The organism is Acinetobacter sp. YZS-X1-1 (genome assembly GCF_000804305.1).
GTDB lineage: Bacteria > Pseudomonadota > Gammaproteobacteria > Pseudomonadales > Moraxellaceae > Acinetobacter > Acinetobacter variabilis.
On sequence record NZ_JWHB01000016.1, the window covers coordinates 1 to 18774 of the forward strand.

General features: G+C 43.1%; 17 protein-coding genes and 1 pseudogene. 15 read left to right on the forward strand and 3 right to left on the reverse strand.

The window, feature by feature from the left end:
* Positions 1–175: 175 nt before the first annotated feature.
* A pseudogene (locus RJ01_RS09705) lies at positions 176–1816 on the reverse strand (arylsulfatase).
* A 193-nt stretch (positions 1817–2009) separates the two neighbouring features.
* On the opposite strand from RJ01_RS09705, the gene RJ01_RS09710 reads away from it, so the two are divergent.
* From RJ01_RS09710 to pal, 10 genes are all read left to right on the forward strand, one after another.
* Positions 2010–3350: a deoxyguanosinetriphosphate triphosphohydrolase gene (locus RJ01_RS09710; protein WP_034170920.1), complete on the forward strand. Its 1341-nt coding sequence runs from the start codon at positions 2010–2012 to the stop codon at positions 3348–3350.
* A gap of 120 nt (positions 3351–3470) precedes the next feature.
* A complete protein-coding gene (gene ruvA, locus RJ01_RS09715) occupies positions 3471–4073 on the forward strand; it encodes a Holliday junction branch migration protein RuvA (protein ID WP_034170921.1) in 603 nt (200 codons plus the stop codon).
* Between the two features lie 246 nt (positions 4074–4319).
* Entirely contained in the window at positions 4320–5321 is a 1002-nt protein-coding gene (gene ruvB / locus RJ01_RS09720) for a Holliday junction branch migration DNA helicase RuvB (RefSeq protein WP_034170977.1), read from the forward strand.
* A 525-nt stretch (positions 5322–5846) separates the two neighbouring features.
* Positions 5847–7196, forward strand: a complete 1350-nt coding sequence (locus tag RJ01_RS09725) for an amidohydrolase (protein WP_034170922.1) — start codon at positions 5847–5849, stop codon at positions 7194–7196.
* Positions 7197–7456: 260 nt separating this feature from the next.
* Complete coding sequence (gene ybgC / locus RJ01_RS09730) at positions 7457–7864, forward strand: tol-pal system-associated acyl-CoA thioesterase (RefSeq protein WP_034170923.1); 408 nt, start codon at positions 7457–7459, stop codon at positions 7862–7864.
* A 27-nt stretch (positions 7865–7891) separates the two neighbouring features.
* Complete coding sequence (tolQ, locus tag RJ01_RS09735; RefSeq protein ID WP_034170924.1) at positions 7892–8590, forward strand: protein TolQ; 699 nt, start codon at positions 7892–7894, stop codon at positions 8588–8590.
* Positions 8590–9039, forward strand: coding sequence for a protein TolR (gene tolR / locus RJ01_RS09740; protein WP_034170925.1), 450 nt, complete (start codon positions 8590–8592; stop codon positions 9037–9039). The genes tolQ and tolR overlap by 1 nt, the downstream gene beginning before the upstream one ends.
* 3 nt (positions 9040–9042) lie before the next feature.
* Positions 9043–10437, forward strand: a complete 1395-nt coding sequence (tolA, locus tag RJ01_RS09745) for a cell envelope integrity protein TolA (RefSeq protein ID WP_034170926.1) — start codon at positions 9043–9045, stop codon at positions 10435–10437.
* Positions 10438–10640: 203 nt separating this feature from the next.
* On the forward strand, positions 10641–11924 hold the full coding sequence (gene tolB, locus RJ01_RS09750; RefSeq protein ID WP_171248467.1) for a Tol-Pal system beta propeller repeat protein TolB: 1284 nt from the start codon (positions 10641–10643) through the stop codon (positions 11922–11924).
* A gap of 55 nt (positions 11925–11979) precedes the next feature.
* Positions 11980–12552 carry a peptidoglycan-associated lipoprotein Pal gene (gene pal / locus RJ01_RS09755; RefSeq protein ID WP_004784608.1) on the forward strand — a complete coding sequence of 191 codons (573 nt, stop codon included), beginning with the start codon at positions 11980–11982 and terminating at the stop codon, positions 12550–12552.
* Positions 12553–12642: 90 nt separating this feature from the next.
* On the opposite strand, the gene RJ01_RS09760 is transcribed toward pal, so the two are convergent.
* Positions 12643–12828: an NF038105 family protein gene (locus RJ01_RS09760; protein WP_004784609.1), complete on the reverse strand. Its 186-nt coding sequence runs from the start codon at positions 12826–12828 to the stop codon at positions 12643–12645.
* A 182-nt stretch (positions 12829–13010) separates the two neighbouring features.
* On the opposite strand from RJ01_RS09760, the gene RJ01_RS09765 reads away from it, so the two are divergent.
* The 5 genes from RJ01_RS09765 (at position 13011) to RJ01_RS09785 (ending at position 16304) form a co-directional block, all read left to right on the forward strand.
* Positions 13011–13985 carry a class 1 fructose-bisphosphatase gene (locus RJ01_RS09765; protein ID WP_034170928.1) on the forward strand — a complete coding sequence of 325 codons (975 nt, stop codon included), beginning with the start codon at positions 13011–13013 and terminating at the stop codon, positions 13983–13985.
* Positions 13986–14034: 49 nt separating this feature from the next.
* Positions 14035–14811, forward strand: coding sequence for an RNA methyltransferase (locus RJ01_RS09770; RefSeq protein WP_034170929.1), 777 nt, complete (start codon positions 14035–14037; stop codon positions 14809–14811).
* Between the two features lie 167 nt (positions 14812–14978).
* Positions 14979–15593, forward strand: coding sequence for an RNA polymerase sigma factor (locus tag RJ01_RS09775; protein WP_034170930.1), 615 nt, complete (start codon positions 14979–14981; stop codon positions 15591–15593).
* Positions 15590–15907 carry a hypothetical protein gene (locus RJ01_RS09780; protein ID WP_034170931.1) on the forward strand — a complete coding sequence of 106 codons (318 nt, stop codon included), beginning with the start codon at positions 15590–15592 and terminating at the stop codon, positions 15905–15907. Before RJ01_RS09775 ends, RJ01_RS09780 begins: the two co-directional genes overlap by 4 nt.
* Entirely contained in the window at positions 15897–16304 is a 408-nt protein-coding gene (locus tag RJ01_RS09785) for a DUF3106 domain-containing protein (RefSeq protein WP_004784619.1), read from the forward strand. The genes RJ01_RS09780 and RJ01_RS09785 overlap by 11 nt, the downstream gene beginning before the upstream one ends.
* Positions 16305–16355: 51 nt before the next feature.
* Here RJ01_RS09785 and RJ01_RS09790 read toward each other — a convergent pair whose 3' ends face one another.
* A complete protein-coding gene (locus RJ01_RS09790; protein ID WP_034170932.1) occupies positions 16356–18767 on the reverse strand; it encodes a CSLREA domain-containing protein in 2412 nt (803 codons plus the stop codon).
* Positions 18768–18774 lie beyond the last annotated feature (7 nt).

Sequence of the window (18774 nt, forward strand, 5' to 3'; positions counted from 1 at the left end):
TTTTTAAGCTAAAAGTGTCAACACACCCTAACTATTCAGCTTACAGATTAAGATTTACTTTCTATCAAAATTATTGCTTTATAAAAAAACAGGCCGTTTGACCTGTTTTTTATTTTTAGTTTATTCTCACGAATATCCGTTTATTTTTGAAATTCGATACCCTAATAAGATTAGCTCAAGCAGTTTTATTTAATAAAATTCCCCCGCCTTCAATTTCTATCACACCATTTTCTCGTACATAAACTTTCCAGTCGGCCAGCAGCTCCTGTAATTTTTCTGGATAACGCTCTGCCAGATCATCTGTTTCACCGACATCTTCTGCCAGGTTATAGAGTTGCCATTTGTTTGGGCCATTCGGTGCAGGAATAAACAAGGCTTTCCAATCCCTTTGCGTAAGGCTTTCTGCCCAAAGAGTTCCCAACCCGTGACATGGTCTTCAGCATGAATATAGGCCTGCTGTTGCTGCAAATACGGCAGAATGCTTTTACCACGTAGTGTCACCAGTTTCCGACCTTTATACTGCTGTCCCGGATGCTGAATATTTAATGTTTCCAGTAAAGTAGGCAGTAGATCCATCACCGTTAAAAACTCATGACTGATGCCATTTTGACGTGCAAAGCCCTGATGCTTGATAAATGCCGGTGTACGAATTCCACCTTCACTGGTATGCGCTTTATAAAGTCGAGATGGCGCTGTGGCCGCCTGTGCCCAATGCTCACCATACCAGACATAGGAATTACCCTTGCCAATATTTTCCAGACGATTGTCATAATATTTGGCAATCACTGTCTCAATATCAGGACCAAAGACTGGTAATGCTTCCAGCTGCGCACCTTCTGCCCCATTGTCCGAAAGAAAAATAATAATGGTATTGTCGTATTGACCAGTCTGTTTTAAATGTTTAATCACACGACCAATATTCTGGTCCATGCGATCAACCATTGCTGCGTAGACTTCCATGGTACGTGCCGAGAACTGCTTTTCTTCATCCGTTAAGCTGTCCCAAAATTTAGTTTTTGCCAATACTGGATGAATCGTAACATCCTTACCTACTAAACCGAGCTCTTTGATTTTAGCTAAACGCTTCTGACGTAATACTTCAGGACCTTCATTATACGTACCTTTATATTTGGCAATATCTTCTGGGTAGGCTTGCAAAGGCCAGTGTGGTGCTGAAAATGGTAAATAGGCAAAGAATGGGTGTTCTGCACGACTCTCATCATCTTGCAGATAACTCAGCAAGCGATCTGTAAAATAGTCTGAACTATAAAAATCTTCCGGCAATGCAGTAATGTATTCATCATTTTCTGCATAGAGCCCACGAATCACTTTCAACAATTCCGGGGTTTCTTCTTCTGGAATATCCGGTTCAAACGCATAGTGATTGGCTGCACCCGGGAGCAAGGTAAATGACTTTTCAAAACCACGGCGTGTCGGAAAACGGTGGAGTTAAGCCCAGATGCCATTTTCCAGACATGATGGTGTAATAGCCTGCATCATGTAACAGTTCCGGTAGAGCCGCAACCTGATCATTTAAATACCCCTCATAACCCGGTTGACCTTTCTGTTCAGGTCGTATGGCTTCGGCCATGGAACCCAATCCTGCCAGATGATGGTCTGTGCCGGAAAGCAGCATGGAACGGATGGCTGAACAGGTCGATGCAGTATGGAAATTAGTTAAACGTAATCCTTCCAGGGCAATCGCATCTAAATGTGGTGTCTGGATCTCTCCACCAAATGCACCCAGATCAGAAAAGCCCAGATCATCAGCGACGATGAGTAAAATATTTGGTTGAGTAGTTTGTGCTGTGGTCATATTTGGTCTGCAAATTGATTTTATTATGGTGGTAATTTGCCTGAAATTGCTGGCTCAATCCTGTCACCAAATTGACAATCTTTCGCTGTATTTCAGCTAAGCTAATTCAAAATGACATTTCATGTCGCACTGCCCTAGTGCTTTACGCTCTTTTTTGGCATGATGCAGAAAGTAGAGAACTGAATAATGATAAATGACTCAAATGCGTTGGTTGGAACTGCTTTCGACAGTTCGGATTGGTAGTAAAAAGCAGAGCACTGAACTGGCACGTAGCCCGTTCCACAAAGATTATGACCGTATTATTTTTTCCCAGAGCTTCCGGCAGCTCAACCGTAAAACCCAGGTGCATCCCTTAACCCAGCACGATGGTATTCATACTCGCCTGACGCATTCACTGGAAGTCTCCTGTATTGGCCGCTCGCTAGGGATGCTGGCCGCAGAGAAAATTAAAGATCAGCTTCCCCCTTGGGTGTCACCCGCTGATGTAGGTGCCATCATTCAAGCTGCCTGTTTGGCGCATGATATTGGTAACCCGCCTTTTGGCCATGCCGGTGAATATGCGATCCGGGAATGGTTTGATGATGTATCACATACTGACTTCTTAAAAGATTTAAGTCCTGAACAGGAAGCAGATGTACGTCAGTTTGAAGGTAACGCCCAAGGCCTGCGCCTGCTTACCAAAATTGACTATCATCCAAATGATGGTGGCATGCGCCTGACCTATGCCACTTTAGGTGCTTATTTAAAATATCCGTGGCTGTCAAAAACCATGGCATCGCAGGTAGATTTGCCTGCCAGTAGCCGTGCCAAGTTTGGCTGCTATCAGGCAGAAAAAGAGATTTTAAAGCAGATCGCGGAAGAGCTTGGACTGATCCAGCTCGGCGAGTATCGATATTGTCGTCATCCACTGACCTATCTACTCGAAGCAGCCGATGATATCTGCTATGCCCTGATTGACCTAGAAGATGGCATCAGCTTGAACATGCTCAGCTATGCTGAAGTGGAACCGGTATTTTTAAATCTGCTCGGAGATTATGGCACGCCTTCTGAAATCGGCATGCCTGACACGACCTGGCAACAGAAAATTGCTGCACTGCGTGGCCGTGTGATGAAACGTCTGGTGAATGAAGTCACTACTGCTTTTGCACGCCTCCATGATCAGATTTTGTCTGGTCAGTTACAAGGCACTTTACTACAGTATTGTTCGTCAGATATTGAAAGTGGTATTAATCGCGCTAAAGAACTGGCACGTGACAAGATTTTTGAACATCCACAGAAAGCAGGCTTAGAAATCATTGCCCATCAAAGTCTACAAAATATTCTGGATGCTTTTATTCCTCTGACCACACCGCATAAAAACCTGAGCTTTAAGGAGCAACGTTTAATGTCGATTCTGCAACGTTCAGGGGCGAATTTTAAAGACAGCCATTATGACAATATCATGCAGGTGCTGGATATTATCTCGAAATTTTCGGATCACCAGGCTTATAACCTGTCACAGGAATTGCAAGGCAATAAAGCCGGATTGTTATAAAACATCTTGCTGAATTAGATGCTTATTGCAGCAAAATCACCTGTTTTGCAGAAGGAGATTTTGCCTTTCCTGAAAATGCTGACTACTATGCTGCAAAACTGAATTGAGTAATGATAAAAGATGATTGGATGCCTGATTGGTGAAGTGCTGGCGCTGGAAGCACCGACTGTATTATTAAATGTGAATGGTGTAGGTTATGAAATTGATACGCCGCTCACCACTTTTTGCCAGTTGCAAAAAGGCCAGAAAATTACCCTGTGGACACATCTGGCCGTACGTGAAGATGCACAATTACTGTATGGGTTTTTAAATGCTCAGGAAAAAACCATTTTCCGCACTTTATTAAAAGTGAACGGCGTTGGCCCGAAAATGGCACTTGGCATTCTTTCAACTTTAAGTGTTGAGGTGCTGATCCATACTGTTGAAATTGAAGATGTAAATACTTTGGTTAAAGTCCCAGGTGTCGGCAAGAAAACGGCTGAACGTTTGATGATTGAACTGCGCGACCGCTTTAAAGCCATGTCTGCTGGCACTGCTCCAAGCAATTCGACAGCTCCACAAATTCAGTTTATGGGCAATTCAGCTGTAGCTGAAGCGGAAGCTGCATTACAGTCATTGGGCTATAAACCTGCTGAAGCACAAAAACTGGTGAACGCTGCCAAAGGTGAATTTACTGAAGCCAGCGATATTATCCGCGCGGCATTAAAGTCGATGAATAGATAATAGGAAAATGACTTTACTTTAAATAAGAATGTTTATTCTCCTATTTATATAAATTACTCGCGACATGGATGTCGCCAGTTGAGTTGGGGTACAGGACGTACCCTCAACTCAACAAAAAGATTTTTGTTACTTTTGATCTTTCAAAAGTAAAACAACGCCTACACAATGGCAGCTAAACACAAATCATTATTTGAGGCTGTTTCCGCAGCATCAAACAGCTTCGATAAAGAGATTAAGTTAATAGATATGCAAGACCGTCTCATCAGTGGTTCTGAAAAACCCGAAGATCATTTTGATCGTGCCATCCGCCCGACTTCCCTCGATGACTATATCGGTCAACCTGTGGTACGTGAGCAAATGGAAATCTTTATTGGTGCAGCCCGTGGCCGTGCTGAAGCTCTCGATCATACTTTGATCTTTGGACCTCCAGGTCTGGGTAAAACGACGTTAGCGAATATTATTGCCCGTGAAATGGGTGGCAATCTCAAATCGACTTCTGGCCCAGTACTAGAACGTGCGGGCGATCTGGCAGCAATGCTGACCAACCTTGAGGAAGGTGATGTTCTGTTTATTGACGAGATTCACCGCCTGTCACCCGTGATTGAAGAAATCCTTTATCCAGCCATGGAAGACTACCAGCTGGATATCATGATTGGTGAAGGCCCTGCTGCCCGTTCGATTAAATTGGACTTACCACCATTTACTTTGGTCGCTGCAACCACACGTGCTGGTCTACTCACCTCTCCACTACGCGACCGTTTCGGGATTGTGCAGCGTCTGGAATTCTATTCAGTTGATGATCTGACCCATATCGTGAAACGTTCTGCGAGTTTGATGGATGTGCCAATGACCGAAGATGGCGCAAAAGAAATTGCACGTCGTTCACGTGGTACACCGCGTATTGCCAATCGTTTATTACGTCGTGTACGTGACTATGCTCAAGTCAAAGGCACAGGTGAAGTCACTCAGGAAATGGCTCAACGTGCATTAGATATGTTGAACGTGGATAAAGATGGCCTGGATACGCTTGACCGTCGTTACCTGTCGATGTTATTGGAACGCTTTGATGGTGGCCCGGCGGGTGTAGAAGCTTTGGCAGCAGCAATGGCAGAAGATTCAGGTACTCTGGAAGATGTGATTGAGCCTTATCTGATTCAGCAAGGTTATGTGATGCGTACTGCGCGCGGTCGTATTGCGACCAATATGGCTTATTTACAATTTGGCATGACGCCCCCTGAGCCAAAGTAAAGATAAAATTCTTTTGGCTTAGCCATTTTTTATCGCAAAGAAAAAGAGCTAATTGACTACTGCAATCAATTAGCTCCAAAAGCACAAACTCAAATCTTTATTATTAAGTAGTTTATTTAGCTATATAATTATTGCCCTTCAAACGAATACTTAGGCTATTTCTTTTAAAAATTCTATCAATAATAATTATGAAATAACCAAAGCAACTTTTATGCCAAAATAGTATTTAACTTAGAGAAATAGTTGAAACTTACATAATGAGAGTTTTTTAAATCAGATATAAATTCCCTTCAACAATTCCCTATTAGTTTGAATTTTTTAAATAAAATAGACCATTAGATTTTTATAATTACATAATTTTACAATATCTACCTCTGTAAAATTCCCTTTATCAGCAAGTACTAAAAATGAATATACCAAAAAGGTATGAAACCCATACTCAGAGGGTTTTGGTCAAATGTAGTGCATTATGTAATGCTCAGGCATCACTTTAACTCTATTCAGATTTTTAAGGTTCTCCCTGATATGAACATGCATAAGACGCTTTCACTTTGTCTCCCTCTTCTATTCTGTAGTCAACTAGCTTTAGCAGATTGGGTAGATGATTCAGTTAAAGCAGCCGAAGCGCATACCATCAAACTGCGCCAGCATATTCACCAATATCCTGAACTGGGCAATATGGAATTTAAAACCTCGGAATTAATACAAAAAGAATTAAAGTCCTATGGCATTGAAGTACGTAAAGGTTATGCCAAAACAGGTGTGATCGGCGTTCTAAAAGGTTCAAAACCTGGCCCAGTCATGGCATTACGTGCAGATATGGATGCCTTGCCGATTCAGGAAACGGCAGCCGTACCTTTTGCCAGCAAGCAGAAAGGCATTTATCAAGGTAAGGAAACTTATGTGATGCATGCCTGCGGTCATGATGCGCATACTGCAATGCTACTAGGTGCCGCCAAAGTGCTCGCTGCCAATAAAGATAAGATTGCCGGAACCGTGGTATTTGTATTCCAGCCTGCTGAAGAAGGCGGTGCAGATATTGATAACTTTAGCCAGGGCGATCAGATCGGCTCACGTAAAATGCTTGCCGATGGTGCACTCAAGAATCCCCAGCCTGAAGTCATTTTTGGAATGCATGTGATGGCTGGTATGCCAAGCGGCAATATTTTCTATAAAGATGGTGCGATTCTCAATAGCGCGGATCATTTACGTATTCAGGTAGATGGCCATCAGGTACATGGTTCAATGCCTTGGGCAGGTCGTGATCCCATCTATGCTTCTGCACAGATGATTAATAATTTACAAAGTCTGGTAAGTCGTAAAGCTGATTTAACCAAAGGCATGGGCGTGGTCAGTATTGGAAGTATTCAGGGGGGTACCACAGGAAACGTAATTCCTAATCAGGTGAATATGGTCGGTACGATTCGTTCTAATAGTGAAGATGTCCGTCAAGGTATTTTAAAAGACTTGCCGAAAATGCTGGAACACAATGCCGCAGCCAATGATGTCAAAGTCAAAGTAGAAATTGCACCTTATGCACCTGTTACCACCAATGATAAAACCTTGACCGAGTTGATGCGCTCGACTCTGGCTAAAGTGAATGGTGAAGATAAACTGCATCTACTTGATAACAATGCCAGTGCCAGTGAAGACTTCGCGTATTATGGCAAGCTGATGCCATCGCTCTTTGTGTTCGTCGGTGCAACGCCAGCAGATCAGGATCCAGCCAAAGCAGCACCAAACCATAACCCGAATTTTATAGTCGATGATGCGACTTTAAAAACCGGCGTAGAAAGTCATGTCCGCTTTATTCTGGATTATCCGAAAGTGGCTAATCAGGTACAAGCAAGCTGGAAACAAAATAACAAAAGCTGATTCTTAGTTCCTCAAGCATGAATGACTGGTCTCATTCATGCTTTTACTTCGCCGTATTAATAAGCAATTGGCCGTTCCGTACTGGCTTAGCCCCTACTCCATCCAGATTTGACATCTTGTGCCATTGGTCTAAAAGCTCACAGTGCTAAACTTTGACGCGCTAAATTGCTTGACTTTTGGAATGAATAAGGCAAATTCTAAGCCTGCTCCAGCCTCTAAAAACAAGCGATAATTTCGTAAAATCTGCATGGAACAAAACTATGGCGAATCACTTTGAATTCAATATCCGCGTCTATATTGAAGATACTGATGCGGGTGGCATTGTCTACCACGCTAACCATATTCGCTATATGGAACGTACCCGTACTGAATGGTTACGTGCTTCCGGAGTAAGTCACTACTGGCATCAGTCCGACTACAACTTTGTTGTGCACAAAATTAACGTCAAATATATGCGCCCAATCCTCATGGATGACCTGATTACCGTGACTGCACGTGTCATTTCATGTAAAGCTTCATCATTTGTATTGCAACAAAATATTTATCGTGGTGAAATCATGCTTGCATCTGGTGAGGTCGAGTTGGCATGTATTAGTGCAGACATGAAACCACGTCGTCTTCCTGATGAAATCCGCGAACTGATTCATAAAGAATTGGAACAAGACTAAAAAAATTATTTGGCACACGTAACAGCTATGGCAACTCAGTTAGAATCATCTCTTCAAGTCTCAGATCTTATTTTACAAGCAAGCCCTGTCGTACAACTGGTGATGCTTTCTCTCCTGTTAGCCTCGTTGTACAGCTGGTATCTGATTGCCAAGTTAACCATGAGCTATAAAAAGGCTCAGGCTGACGACGATCGTTTCCAGAAAATTTTCTGGTCAGGTGCCGAACTCAAGACGCTTTATAACAATGCCCAGCTCAATTCCAAACGTACCGGTCTGGAAGATATCTTCTATCAGGGTCTGGGCGAGTTCCTTAAACTTAAAAAACGCCATGCACCAACTGCCCAGTCGATTGAAGGAACCGAACGTATTCTGCGTGTAGGTTTAAGTCGTGATCAGGGACATCTGGAACAAGGCTTGGGTGCGCTGGCCAGTATTGGTTCAGTTGCTCCTTATGTCGGTCTGTTTGGTACCGTCTGGGGCATCATGAATGCCTTTATTGGTCTGGCAGATGTGGATCAGGTCACTTTGGCCACTGTCGCACCTGGTATTGCAGAGGCCCTGATTGCAACGGCGATTGGTTTATTTGCTGCAATTCCTGCGGTTTTAGCCTTTAACCATTTCACATCTAAAGGTGAAGCACTGTACTCTGACCGTGCTCTGTTCGCTGAAGAAATGGTGGCACTACTGCAACGTCAATCTGTGGGCGCTACGCAGGACAATGACTAATGGCCATTCAACGTTCAGGACGCTTCGAGCGTATTAAAAAACCACTGAAAAGTGACATGAATGTAGTGCCTTACATCGATGTAATGCTGGTACTTCTGGTCATTTTCATGGTGACTGCCCCAATGATTACTAGTGGCATCAAGGTCGATTTGCCGCAGGCCAATGGCTTGCCAATCGAATCCAAAGATGCGCCTACTATTGTCACTTTAAAAGAAGATGGTACTTATTTTCTGGAATATAAAAATCAGACCACAGGTCCTGTCACCCTAGAGGCTTTGACGCAGACTTTGATAGAAGCGCAAAGCACTGCTGAAAGTGAAAACAAGATCCTAAATGTCGTGATCAATGGTCATACTACTCGCCCTTATGGCGATGTGATGGCCTTGATGTCAAGCCTGCAGGATGCCGGTTTATCCCAAGTGGGCTTACTAACCAAGCCATTAGAATAAAGTATGAAAAATTATCAGAAACCACCGTTTCAGAAGAAAGCAATTGCAATTGGGTTTACGCTAGGAATCCATGCAGTTGCTTTGGTGGGCCTGCTTTTTCTGGGCATGAGTAAGCCACCTGAACCGCCAAAACAGATTAAAACGATCTTAATTAAACCTGAAGACCTCAAGCCAGTGACTCGTGAAGAAACCGAGTTTGAAGAAACTGCACATGAAAATATTGCAGAAGAAATTACCCAAACTGCGGAACCGAGTGTAGAGCCTGCGCCTGTGGTTCCAACGGCAGCTGCACCGGCACCGCAGCCTGCACCAGCACCCCCACAGATCGATATTCAAAAAGCTCAGCAAGAAGCAAAAGCAGCAGAGCTTGCTCAAGCCAAGGCTGCCCAACAAGCCGCCGAAGCTGCAAAACGTGCTGAAGCCGCCGAACAAGCAAAACAGGCTGCTGCCAAAGCCAAAGCAGAGGCTGCACAAAAATCTAAGGCTGAAGCTGAAGCATCGCGTAAGGCCGAAGTAGAAGCACAGCGTAAAGCCGATGCTGCGCAAAAAGCCAAACTTGAAGCGCAGAAAAAGGCTGATTTAGCCGCCAAGCAAAAAGCCGAGGCTCAAGCCAAGGCAAAAGCGGATGCTGCGGCAAAAGCCAAGGCAGATACCGAAGCTAAACGTAAAGCTGATGCGGCTGCAAAGGCTAAAGCAGAGGCGGATGCTAAACATAAAGCTGACGCTGCTGCAAAAGCCAAAGCAGAGGCTGAAGCTAAACGTAAAGCTGAAGCGGCAGCGAAGGCTAAAGCAGATGCCGAAGCTAAACATAAAGCTGACGCTGCGGCAAAAGCCAAAGCAGAGGCTGAAGCTAAACGTAAAGCTGATGCGGCTGCGAAGGCTAAAGCAGAGGCCGAAGCTAAACGTAAAGCTGATGCGGCTGCGAAGGCCAAAGCGGATGCTGATGCCAAGCATAAAGCTGATGCCGCTGCAAAAGCTAAAGCAGAGGCGGATGCTAAACATAAAGCTGACGCTGCGGCAAAGGCTAAAGCAGATGCAGATGCGAAAGCCAAGGCAGAAGCTGATGCCAAAGCCTCTGCAGCCAAACAGGCTGCTGAAGAAGCTGCACAGAAAAAAGCGGAATCTAAACGAATTGCCTCTACTGCAAAACGTGATTTCGAAAATAAAATCAGACGTGCATGGGATACCCCAGTGGGCTCTTCAGGCCAGAAAGCGACTGCTCGGGTCACTTTAAGCGATAGTGGTTCTGTGGTTTCTGTGGTGGTGAGTGCCAGTGATCCAGATATGAAAGCCAGTGTAGAAGCGGCAGTACGTGCTGCTGCACCTTATCCAATGCCTTCAGATCCGGATGCACGCCGTGAAGCACGAAGTTTTACTTCAACCTTTACAGCTCATTAATAAGAAACAGCCATAATAAAGAAAAAGTGTTATGGCTGTTTTTTTTGAGTTAAACTTCAATTGAAACAGATTAAATAATAATCACTCTTTATAGTGATATAACAGTTTGATGATAAATTCGTGGTCTATTTCGCATAAATCCATGCAATGATGTAGCCCAATCACTTATAAATAACTCCGTTGATTTGAGTAAATAACGAATGATGGAAAAGACACGCAAACACCTACTCTGCCTTGCAATCATGACCACTTTGGGTGCCGTCACTGCGACCCAGTCTCAGGCCCAACTGCATCTGGAAATTACCAAAGCTCCTGAAGCTGCCCCTAAAATTGCCATTGTGCCTTTTAGCCAGGATCAGAGTATTTATCCGGTGGTGGAAAATGACCTGAATCGTTCTGGAAAATTTGCCAGTGCCTCGAAGAATTTACCTGCTACAGCACAACTGAATTCGCCAAATGCTGAAGCATGGGCAGCTGCAGGCGTACCTTATGTGGTGACCGGTTCATCCAAGACCAATCCGGATGGTTCTTATAGCATTCAGTATCAATTGTATGATGTCGAAAAACGTCAATACTTATTGAATGAGTTGCTGACTGTTCCTGCATCACGTACCCGTCAGGCAGCCCATATGATCAGTGATGCCATCTATCAGGCATTAACTGGTATTCCGGGAGATTTCACTGGCCGTATTGCTTATGTCTTGCGTAACCCGGCAACGCCTGATCAGCGTTATACCTTGCAGATTGCCGATACGGATGGTGAACAGCCAAAGACCATTTTGACTTCACGTGATCCAATCCTGTCACCTGCCTGGACACCGGATGCGAAAAAAATTGCCTATGTGTCTTTTGAGACCAAACGTCCGGCCATTTATGTACAGGATCTGGCGACTGGTCAACGTGAAAAACTGGCCAGCTTCCGTGGATTAAACGGTGCGCCAAGCTTCTCTCCAGATGGCAAGAGCATGCTGTTCACTGCGTCCATGCATGGCAACCCGGAAATCTATCAGATGGATCTGGAAACACGTCAGTTAAAACGCATGACCAACGATAGCGCAATTGATACAGAAGCACGTTATGCGCCGGATGGAAAATCATTTATCTTTACTTCAGATCGTGGTGGTTCTCCACAGATTTACCGCTATGATTTTAATAGTGAAAGTACCAAACGTCTGACTTTCCGTGGCGCATTTAATGCCCGTGCAACCTTAAGTGCAGATGGTAAGAAACTTGCATTGGTTCATCGTCCAAGTGGCAGTAACTATAAAGTGGCTGTACAGGATATTAGCTCAGGTGTGACCAATATCCTGACGCCAACCAGCCTGGACGAATCACCTAGCTTCTCACCAAATGGTCAGATGGTGGTCTATGCCACTCGCGAAGGTAACCGTGGATTGTTATCCATCATGTCTCTTGATGGTCGGTTCCGCATGAATTTACCAAGTGAAACAGGTGAAGTCCGCGAACCTGCTTGGGCACCAAAATAATAGTTCAATATTTATAAATGCTTTACCCCATAATCAACCTTCATGGAGATGAAGAATGAACAAAGTAAAATTATTTGCACTTCCTTTACTTGCAGCCGCAGTCGTAATGACTGGTTGTGCCAGCCGTAAACCAGCAGCTGAAGTTCAAACTGGCAACCTAGATACGAGTGGCACCACCACTGTAAGCACTGAAGGTCTAAGTGAAGATGCAGCTTTAAGCGCTCAAAATATGGCTGGTGCATCTGCTAAAGGCGTAACTGCGGAAAATAAGGCTTATTTAGCTAAACGTGTAGTTCACTTTGACTATGACAGCAGTGAACTGAGCAATGACGATATCCGCACTCTGCAAGCACATGCCCAGTTCCTGATGGCAAATGCAAACTCTCGTGTAGCTCTGACAGGCCATACAGATGAACGTGGTACACGTGAATACAACATGGCGCTTGGTGAACGTCGTGCCAAAGCAGTAGAAAGTTTCCTGATCACCTCTGGTGTAAATGCAGGCCAACTTGAAGCAGTGAGCTATGGTAAAGAAATGCCAGTTAATCCTGGTCATGATGAAAGTGCATGGAAAGAAAACCGCCGTGTAGAAATCAACTACGAAGCTGTTCCACCACTACTAAAATAAGTGATCATTTAAATAATGCATCATTAATAAAAAAGCACTCAATTGAGTGCTTTTTTATTAGGAAGATATTTGAAAGATCAAAGAATAAAATTACTCTTTGCCTTCAACTTCTTCGGCAGTTTGCATGGATTCAATCATGTCGTGTTTATTGAATTTTTTATATTCAGGTTTTGCTTCGTAATCCTTCCACGCTTCTTTCATTTTGTCTTCAGAAATTTCATCGAGATTAATCGCTTCGCTCGGCGTTGGAGTCGCATCAAACTTTAATGTTGTCATCTCTGTGCTCCTATGATCATTTTTTCCTTTGATTCAACATAGCACTTTCCACAGGAGTTGCAAGGGCAAAATCACAACAAATAATTCAGTTTAATTGTCCTTTTCGAACGTTCTCATCTAAAATATAGCCGTATATCGTTTTGATCTTTTTCCCCGATTATAAGTCTTGGAGTTTTTCCCTTATGTCATACCGCACCTTATCCCAATTTCTACAACAACAAAACGGGAACCTCACACCTGAACTTGCACAAGTAATTGAAACAATTGGAAATACCTGCAAGCGTATTGACCAACTCCTGCAAAAAGGTGCTCTAGCGGGTGTATTAGGTAGTGCTCAGCATGAAAATGTTCAAGGCGAAGAGCAAAAGAAACTGGATGTGATTTCCAATGATTATCTGATTGATGCATTAAAAGTACATCCACATGTAGGCGGTTTAGCTTCTGAAGAACTGGATGAATTCACTTCAGCTCAGGAAAATGGTCAATATCTAGTATTGTTCGATCCACTTGATGGTTCAAGCAATATTGATATCAACATGTGTGTGGGTACCATTTTTTCGATTCTTCCTGCAAAAAATAGTGTAACCCAGGCAGAAGACTTCATGCAGGCTGGTGTCAATCAGGTTGCTGCTGGTTATGTCCTGTATGGCCCATCAACCATGATGGCACTTACTGTGGGTGCTGGTGTGGTATTCTTCACTTTCGATCCTGAAACTCAAGAGTTTCTGCTGACTTCTGAAGCGATTCAGGTGGCTGCTGATACTAAAGAATATGCAATCAATGCATCGAATCAGCGTCACTGGGAAGCGCCTGTACAGCGTTATATCGATGAATTGCTGGCAGGTAAAACAGGTCCTCGCGCCAAAGATTTCAATATGCGCTGGGTTGCTTGTATGGTCGGCGATATTCACCGTATTCTGTGCCGTAGCGGGATCTTCATGTACCCATACGACTTAAAAGACCCAACTAAAGCAGGTCGTTTACGTTTAATGTATGAAGCCAATCCAATGAGTATGCTAATGGAACAGGCTGGCGGTGCATCAACGACTGGTCGTGTCCGCATTCTTGAAATCGAACCTACAAATCTGCATCAACGTGTTCCTGTCATCATTGGCTCAAAAAATGAAGTTGAGCTTGTGACCAGCTACCACCACTAATTTTTAAACGGCAGTTGATCCTTGATTGACTGCCGTGGACTTTCTTCTTATGCCAACCATCTTCCTTGAATCCAAAGACAATCCTAAAATCAAAAACTTACGCGGTTTAATTGAACAGAATTCTTATCGAAAAAAACAAGGACAGACTGTGCTTGAAGGCACGCACCTGTGTCTTGCATGGTTACATGAAAACAAGAAAATCAATTCGATCTTCACGACTGAACATGCTTTAGAGCATCCTGATTTCGACATTATTTTAAACAAATATACTGGTGTGGTCTTTGTCATTGGTGAATCGCTTTATAAAGACCTGAGTACCTTAGGCACTTCAATTGCCTGTATGGCGATTGTGGATATTCCAAGCTCAAACCAGGCACTTGATTTTACGGCTGACACCCTGATCCTTGAAAATGTGCAGGATCCCGGCAATGTCGGTACCCTGCTACGTTCAGCAGCAGCTGCCGGTATTGATCAGGTCATTTGTACCAAGGGTTCAGCATCTCTTTGGTCACCACGGGTATTACGTGCAGGTATGGGCGCACATTTTTCTTTGCAAACTTTTGAAAATATTGCACTAGAAGACCTTTTACCGCAATTCAAGATTCCGGTATATGTCACCAGCTCACATCGTTCTAGCAGCCTGTATAGCAAGGACTTGCATAAAGCCTGCGTCTGGATTCTGGGCAATGAAGGCCAAGGTGTATCTGACTATGCCCTGCAACATGCCGAAGCGGTGACTATTCCACAGCCAGGTGGACAGGAATCCCTGAATGTTGCGATTGCAGGCTCTATCTGTTTCTTTGAGATGGTACGTCAACGTATCTAATACGGTATTTAGGTTACATTGTTTTAATTCCAGTCAGTGTATTTATAAAATAGATTACACTACAAAAATAATAAGTTTTATTGTCAACCAAATCGTTATTCCCAACGTTATATGCACATGAACTTGGGAATAATGGTGGGTATCCAATGACAGGATTTTCCATCTCTATGGATTTAGCACCGAAACCGTTGCAGTCACAAGATGCGAGTATTCTAAAGAGTACGGCAGAGTCTCGCCTGAAAAATTTCATGCAGGACGTGACTGGGCGTGCTTTGGTGATGATGGAAAGTGCGACTCAAGGACAACATGGAATCGCAATGGATCTGGTTCAGGAAGCTTTTATTTCTTTGCATAAATCTTATGCAGAGAAAAGCACTGAAGAGTGGTATCCCCTGTTCTATACGATTCTGAATAACAAATTACAGGATTGGCGTCGTAAAGAAGCACGTCGCAACCAGCCATTTTCCTTTTTCAAAAAAGTCAGCTTCGATGACGACGAAGTCGAATTTGACAATCTGGTAGATGAATCTACGCCCTCACCTTTAGAATTTCTGGATCAGGCAGTAACTGCTGAAGAAATTCAGGAGGCGGTTGCCAAATTACCTGTGCGTCAGCAGCAAGCATTTATGCTCAGAGCCTGGGAAGGCTTTGATACTCAAACTACAGCGCAAATTATGAACTGTACAGAAGGCAGTGTGAAAACCCATTATCACCGTGCTATTCAAGGTCTACGTGCCTCTCTAGCACACTTAAATCCATATCTGGGAGGATCATCCGAATGAAGCAAGATGATTTCTTAAAGCAAGTAACTTCCAAACTTGATGGACTGGCACAGCACCACAAAGATAAACCGGTGGTGATGAATCATGTGCTGGAGCATATTCATGACGCACAACATTCACGCTTTGCATTTCTAAAAATGTCTGGCTTTGCTTTGGCTGCTGCGATTGCTGGTGTGGTAGTGCTACCGAATATTGTTAGCCATAACGAACCTCAGACTCAGGCAGTATCCACCCCCAAACTCTCTCCACAGATGCTTGAAGATCTGGAAATGTTAATGGTTTTAGGTGAGGACAAAGTTCCACATGGCAGCTAAAAGATTAGCAATTGCATTTTGTGCATTCAGCTTCCTGCAAACCAGCTTTGCGGGATTTGAACGTTTTTGGATTTTTTCCAAAGATGCCAATACGCAGGTCAACGAAACTTGGGATACCCTTTCTGATTCCGAACAACTGGCATTAATCAAACGTTATCAGTCCTTAAAAGAAATACCTGAACAGCAACGTATTAATTTACAGCAACGCATGGACTGGTTCACTCAGCTTCCTGAAGCTGAAAAGCAGCGTATGCGTGAAACCTGGCAAATGATGAGCAGTCAGGAACGTAAGGAGTTAGGTGCGCGGATGCAAAAAGCAACGCCAGAAGAACGACTGGCGATCCGTGAAGAATATATCCAGAAATACCAGCAACTCACTCAACCTAAAACTCATTAATTTTAATTAAATAAAAAAGCCTCCATCTGGAGGCTTTTTTTCATACTGCAATTATTTTCTAACTCGGCGATATCCTGCCAGACCTAATAATCCGAACAATCCCCAAATTCCAAATGAACCACCACCACTTGATGATGTATTGGTATTTTTAGCCGTATTTTTTAAGTTAATTCTAGCTGTATCTGACATCAACTTATCTGCATCAAAAACATGATACTGCATATCATAATCTGACTGACTAAAAGTATTTTTCACACTAAAGGTCAATTTTCCACCATAACAGGTTTCACCTGCAAAATTCCCTGGGCATGGTCCTTCTCGCTCTGCAGAAAGGCTTACTCCAGCAGGGAGCTTGACAATGCGAATTGGAATCTCACGACCATCTTTATCACGATAGAAAGCAGCCTTGCCATTCATCCGTAGACCATCCCCATCATCACTGTCATTCTCTAAGGGATTCACAATTACGGTCAGATTGTTTTCTGCGCTAATTCTATATTCGTCATTTTTTACAATCGGTTTAATATTTACAAATGCGCCCTGCAAAATACCTGTACTGCTGGCACCTGTCTGCTTGTCTTTAATTGTATAACGGCAATACTCCGTATCTGAGAGACTGGTTACTTTGCCATCAGTACGATACATCATGATACGGTTTAAATCAGGCTTCCATTCACATTTTAAATTTGGGTCATTAGGCGCACCTTGAACAATTAATGAACTGCCTGATCCAGATAAAGACCCTACACCTAAAGATTGCACTGTAATTTCATAATTTTGTGAATTTAATGCTTTAGCTTGTACTTGAGTATTATTTAAAGTTTCTTGAGGCATGACCAAACTAAATGGATTAACGTATATGGCACGATATTTCTGGTATTGCTTGGTATATTTTAAAAGATCCTCATATTCTTTTAGCTCTTCCTTTAAGCCCTGTATTTCTTCAGGTTTTGTATTCTTATCTGTCAGAATAGAATTAATATCATCAATATTATCCTGATAATAATCCAGCAACTCTGTTAAAGAACTATTTTTTAGACCAGAAATATCTGCTGCAGTTAAGCGCCGGATTTCGACCGACCCAATTTCACAGGAATTTTTTGCGTCCGGATTAAATAATAAGGTTGCCTTAGTCAACCGCTCAATTCCACGCTGATCAGTTTCTTCACAACTTTCTGTACCGATATTGACCAGATCCGTATTCGATTGTCGATCAATAGGATAATACATTCCTAAATAACGGTTATTTACAGAAGGTTCGATATAAGCAGTTAATAGATCTGTGATCTGATTACTGGATACATCAATATTCGTTGAAACACTATTTTCTGCCAATTCAGGTAACACACAGCGCGAGGAACCACTTGTATGGATCGCATTATAAGCAGTAAATAAATCTACATCCTGTTCTTTACTTGGGTTTCCACCATTCAAGGCATATTCACAAGACAAGCCCTGGTTAAAGGCCAACACGTTATAAGCCAGACTCGAATTACCAGTATTGTCATAAAAGATGGTAGAGTGAGCAGTATTTTCGACAATCGTGTTATTAATGGCACTAAAAGTGAAGAAAGAACTTAATGGACGGCTGATTTCATTGGCCATTCGGAAAATATGACCTGTGGCACTGGTCGTATTTTTTGCAATTGTAGAGTTACTAATATCAGCTTTGGCATAACCACAAAAGTCCAGAATACTGGCCGTATCAGTAGAACCATTTTTGACAATGCTGCTTGCACTAATTTCTAGCTTGGTCTCTGTACTGCCCAAATTCCCCACACAATCCATGGCCAAGACACTGCCATATGTAGCTGCTTTATTCTGATGAATTAAGGAATCCTGAATCCTGATAATTTTTTCATTATTCATTGCCACTGCATAAATTGCTCCCCCTTCTGCAGCCGCTCGTGAATTTACAATTTCACTATTCACGAGGCTTAGAGGACCGGCGACATAAAATGTTCCACCATTACCTTTATCCAGACTAGTTTTTGCAGCATAACCATCTTTCAGGATGATACCATTTACCACCATGCTGGCTTGGCTAGCGACCGTATTAAATAAGCGGGTTTTCCCTTGGCCTGAAATGGTGGTTGTTAAAGCCTCACGTATTGGATATAAAAAGGTAATAGGACTTCTTTGAGTATAATTGAAGGGTGATTTTCCCAAAACATTGACATGGGATTCAACAATAATTTCACTATTGAGTTTGTATTCCCCAGCTTCGAGTTGGATGACATCTGGAGCAGAACCGTCATTACGCAATGTACGGCCAACATTACACCCTCCATAGGATTTATCCAGCTTGGCTGTCTTAATGGCTTCACGCAGGGAACAGGCACTGGTATTTTCCCCATCCTCGTCAGCAAATGTAGTGACATATATGGTTTTATCTTCGGCTGCCATTAAACTCATGGCAGATAAAATCATGGCTGCAAGCAGTCCTTTTTTATAATTTTTCATGATTTTT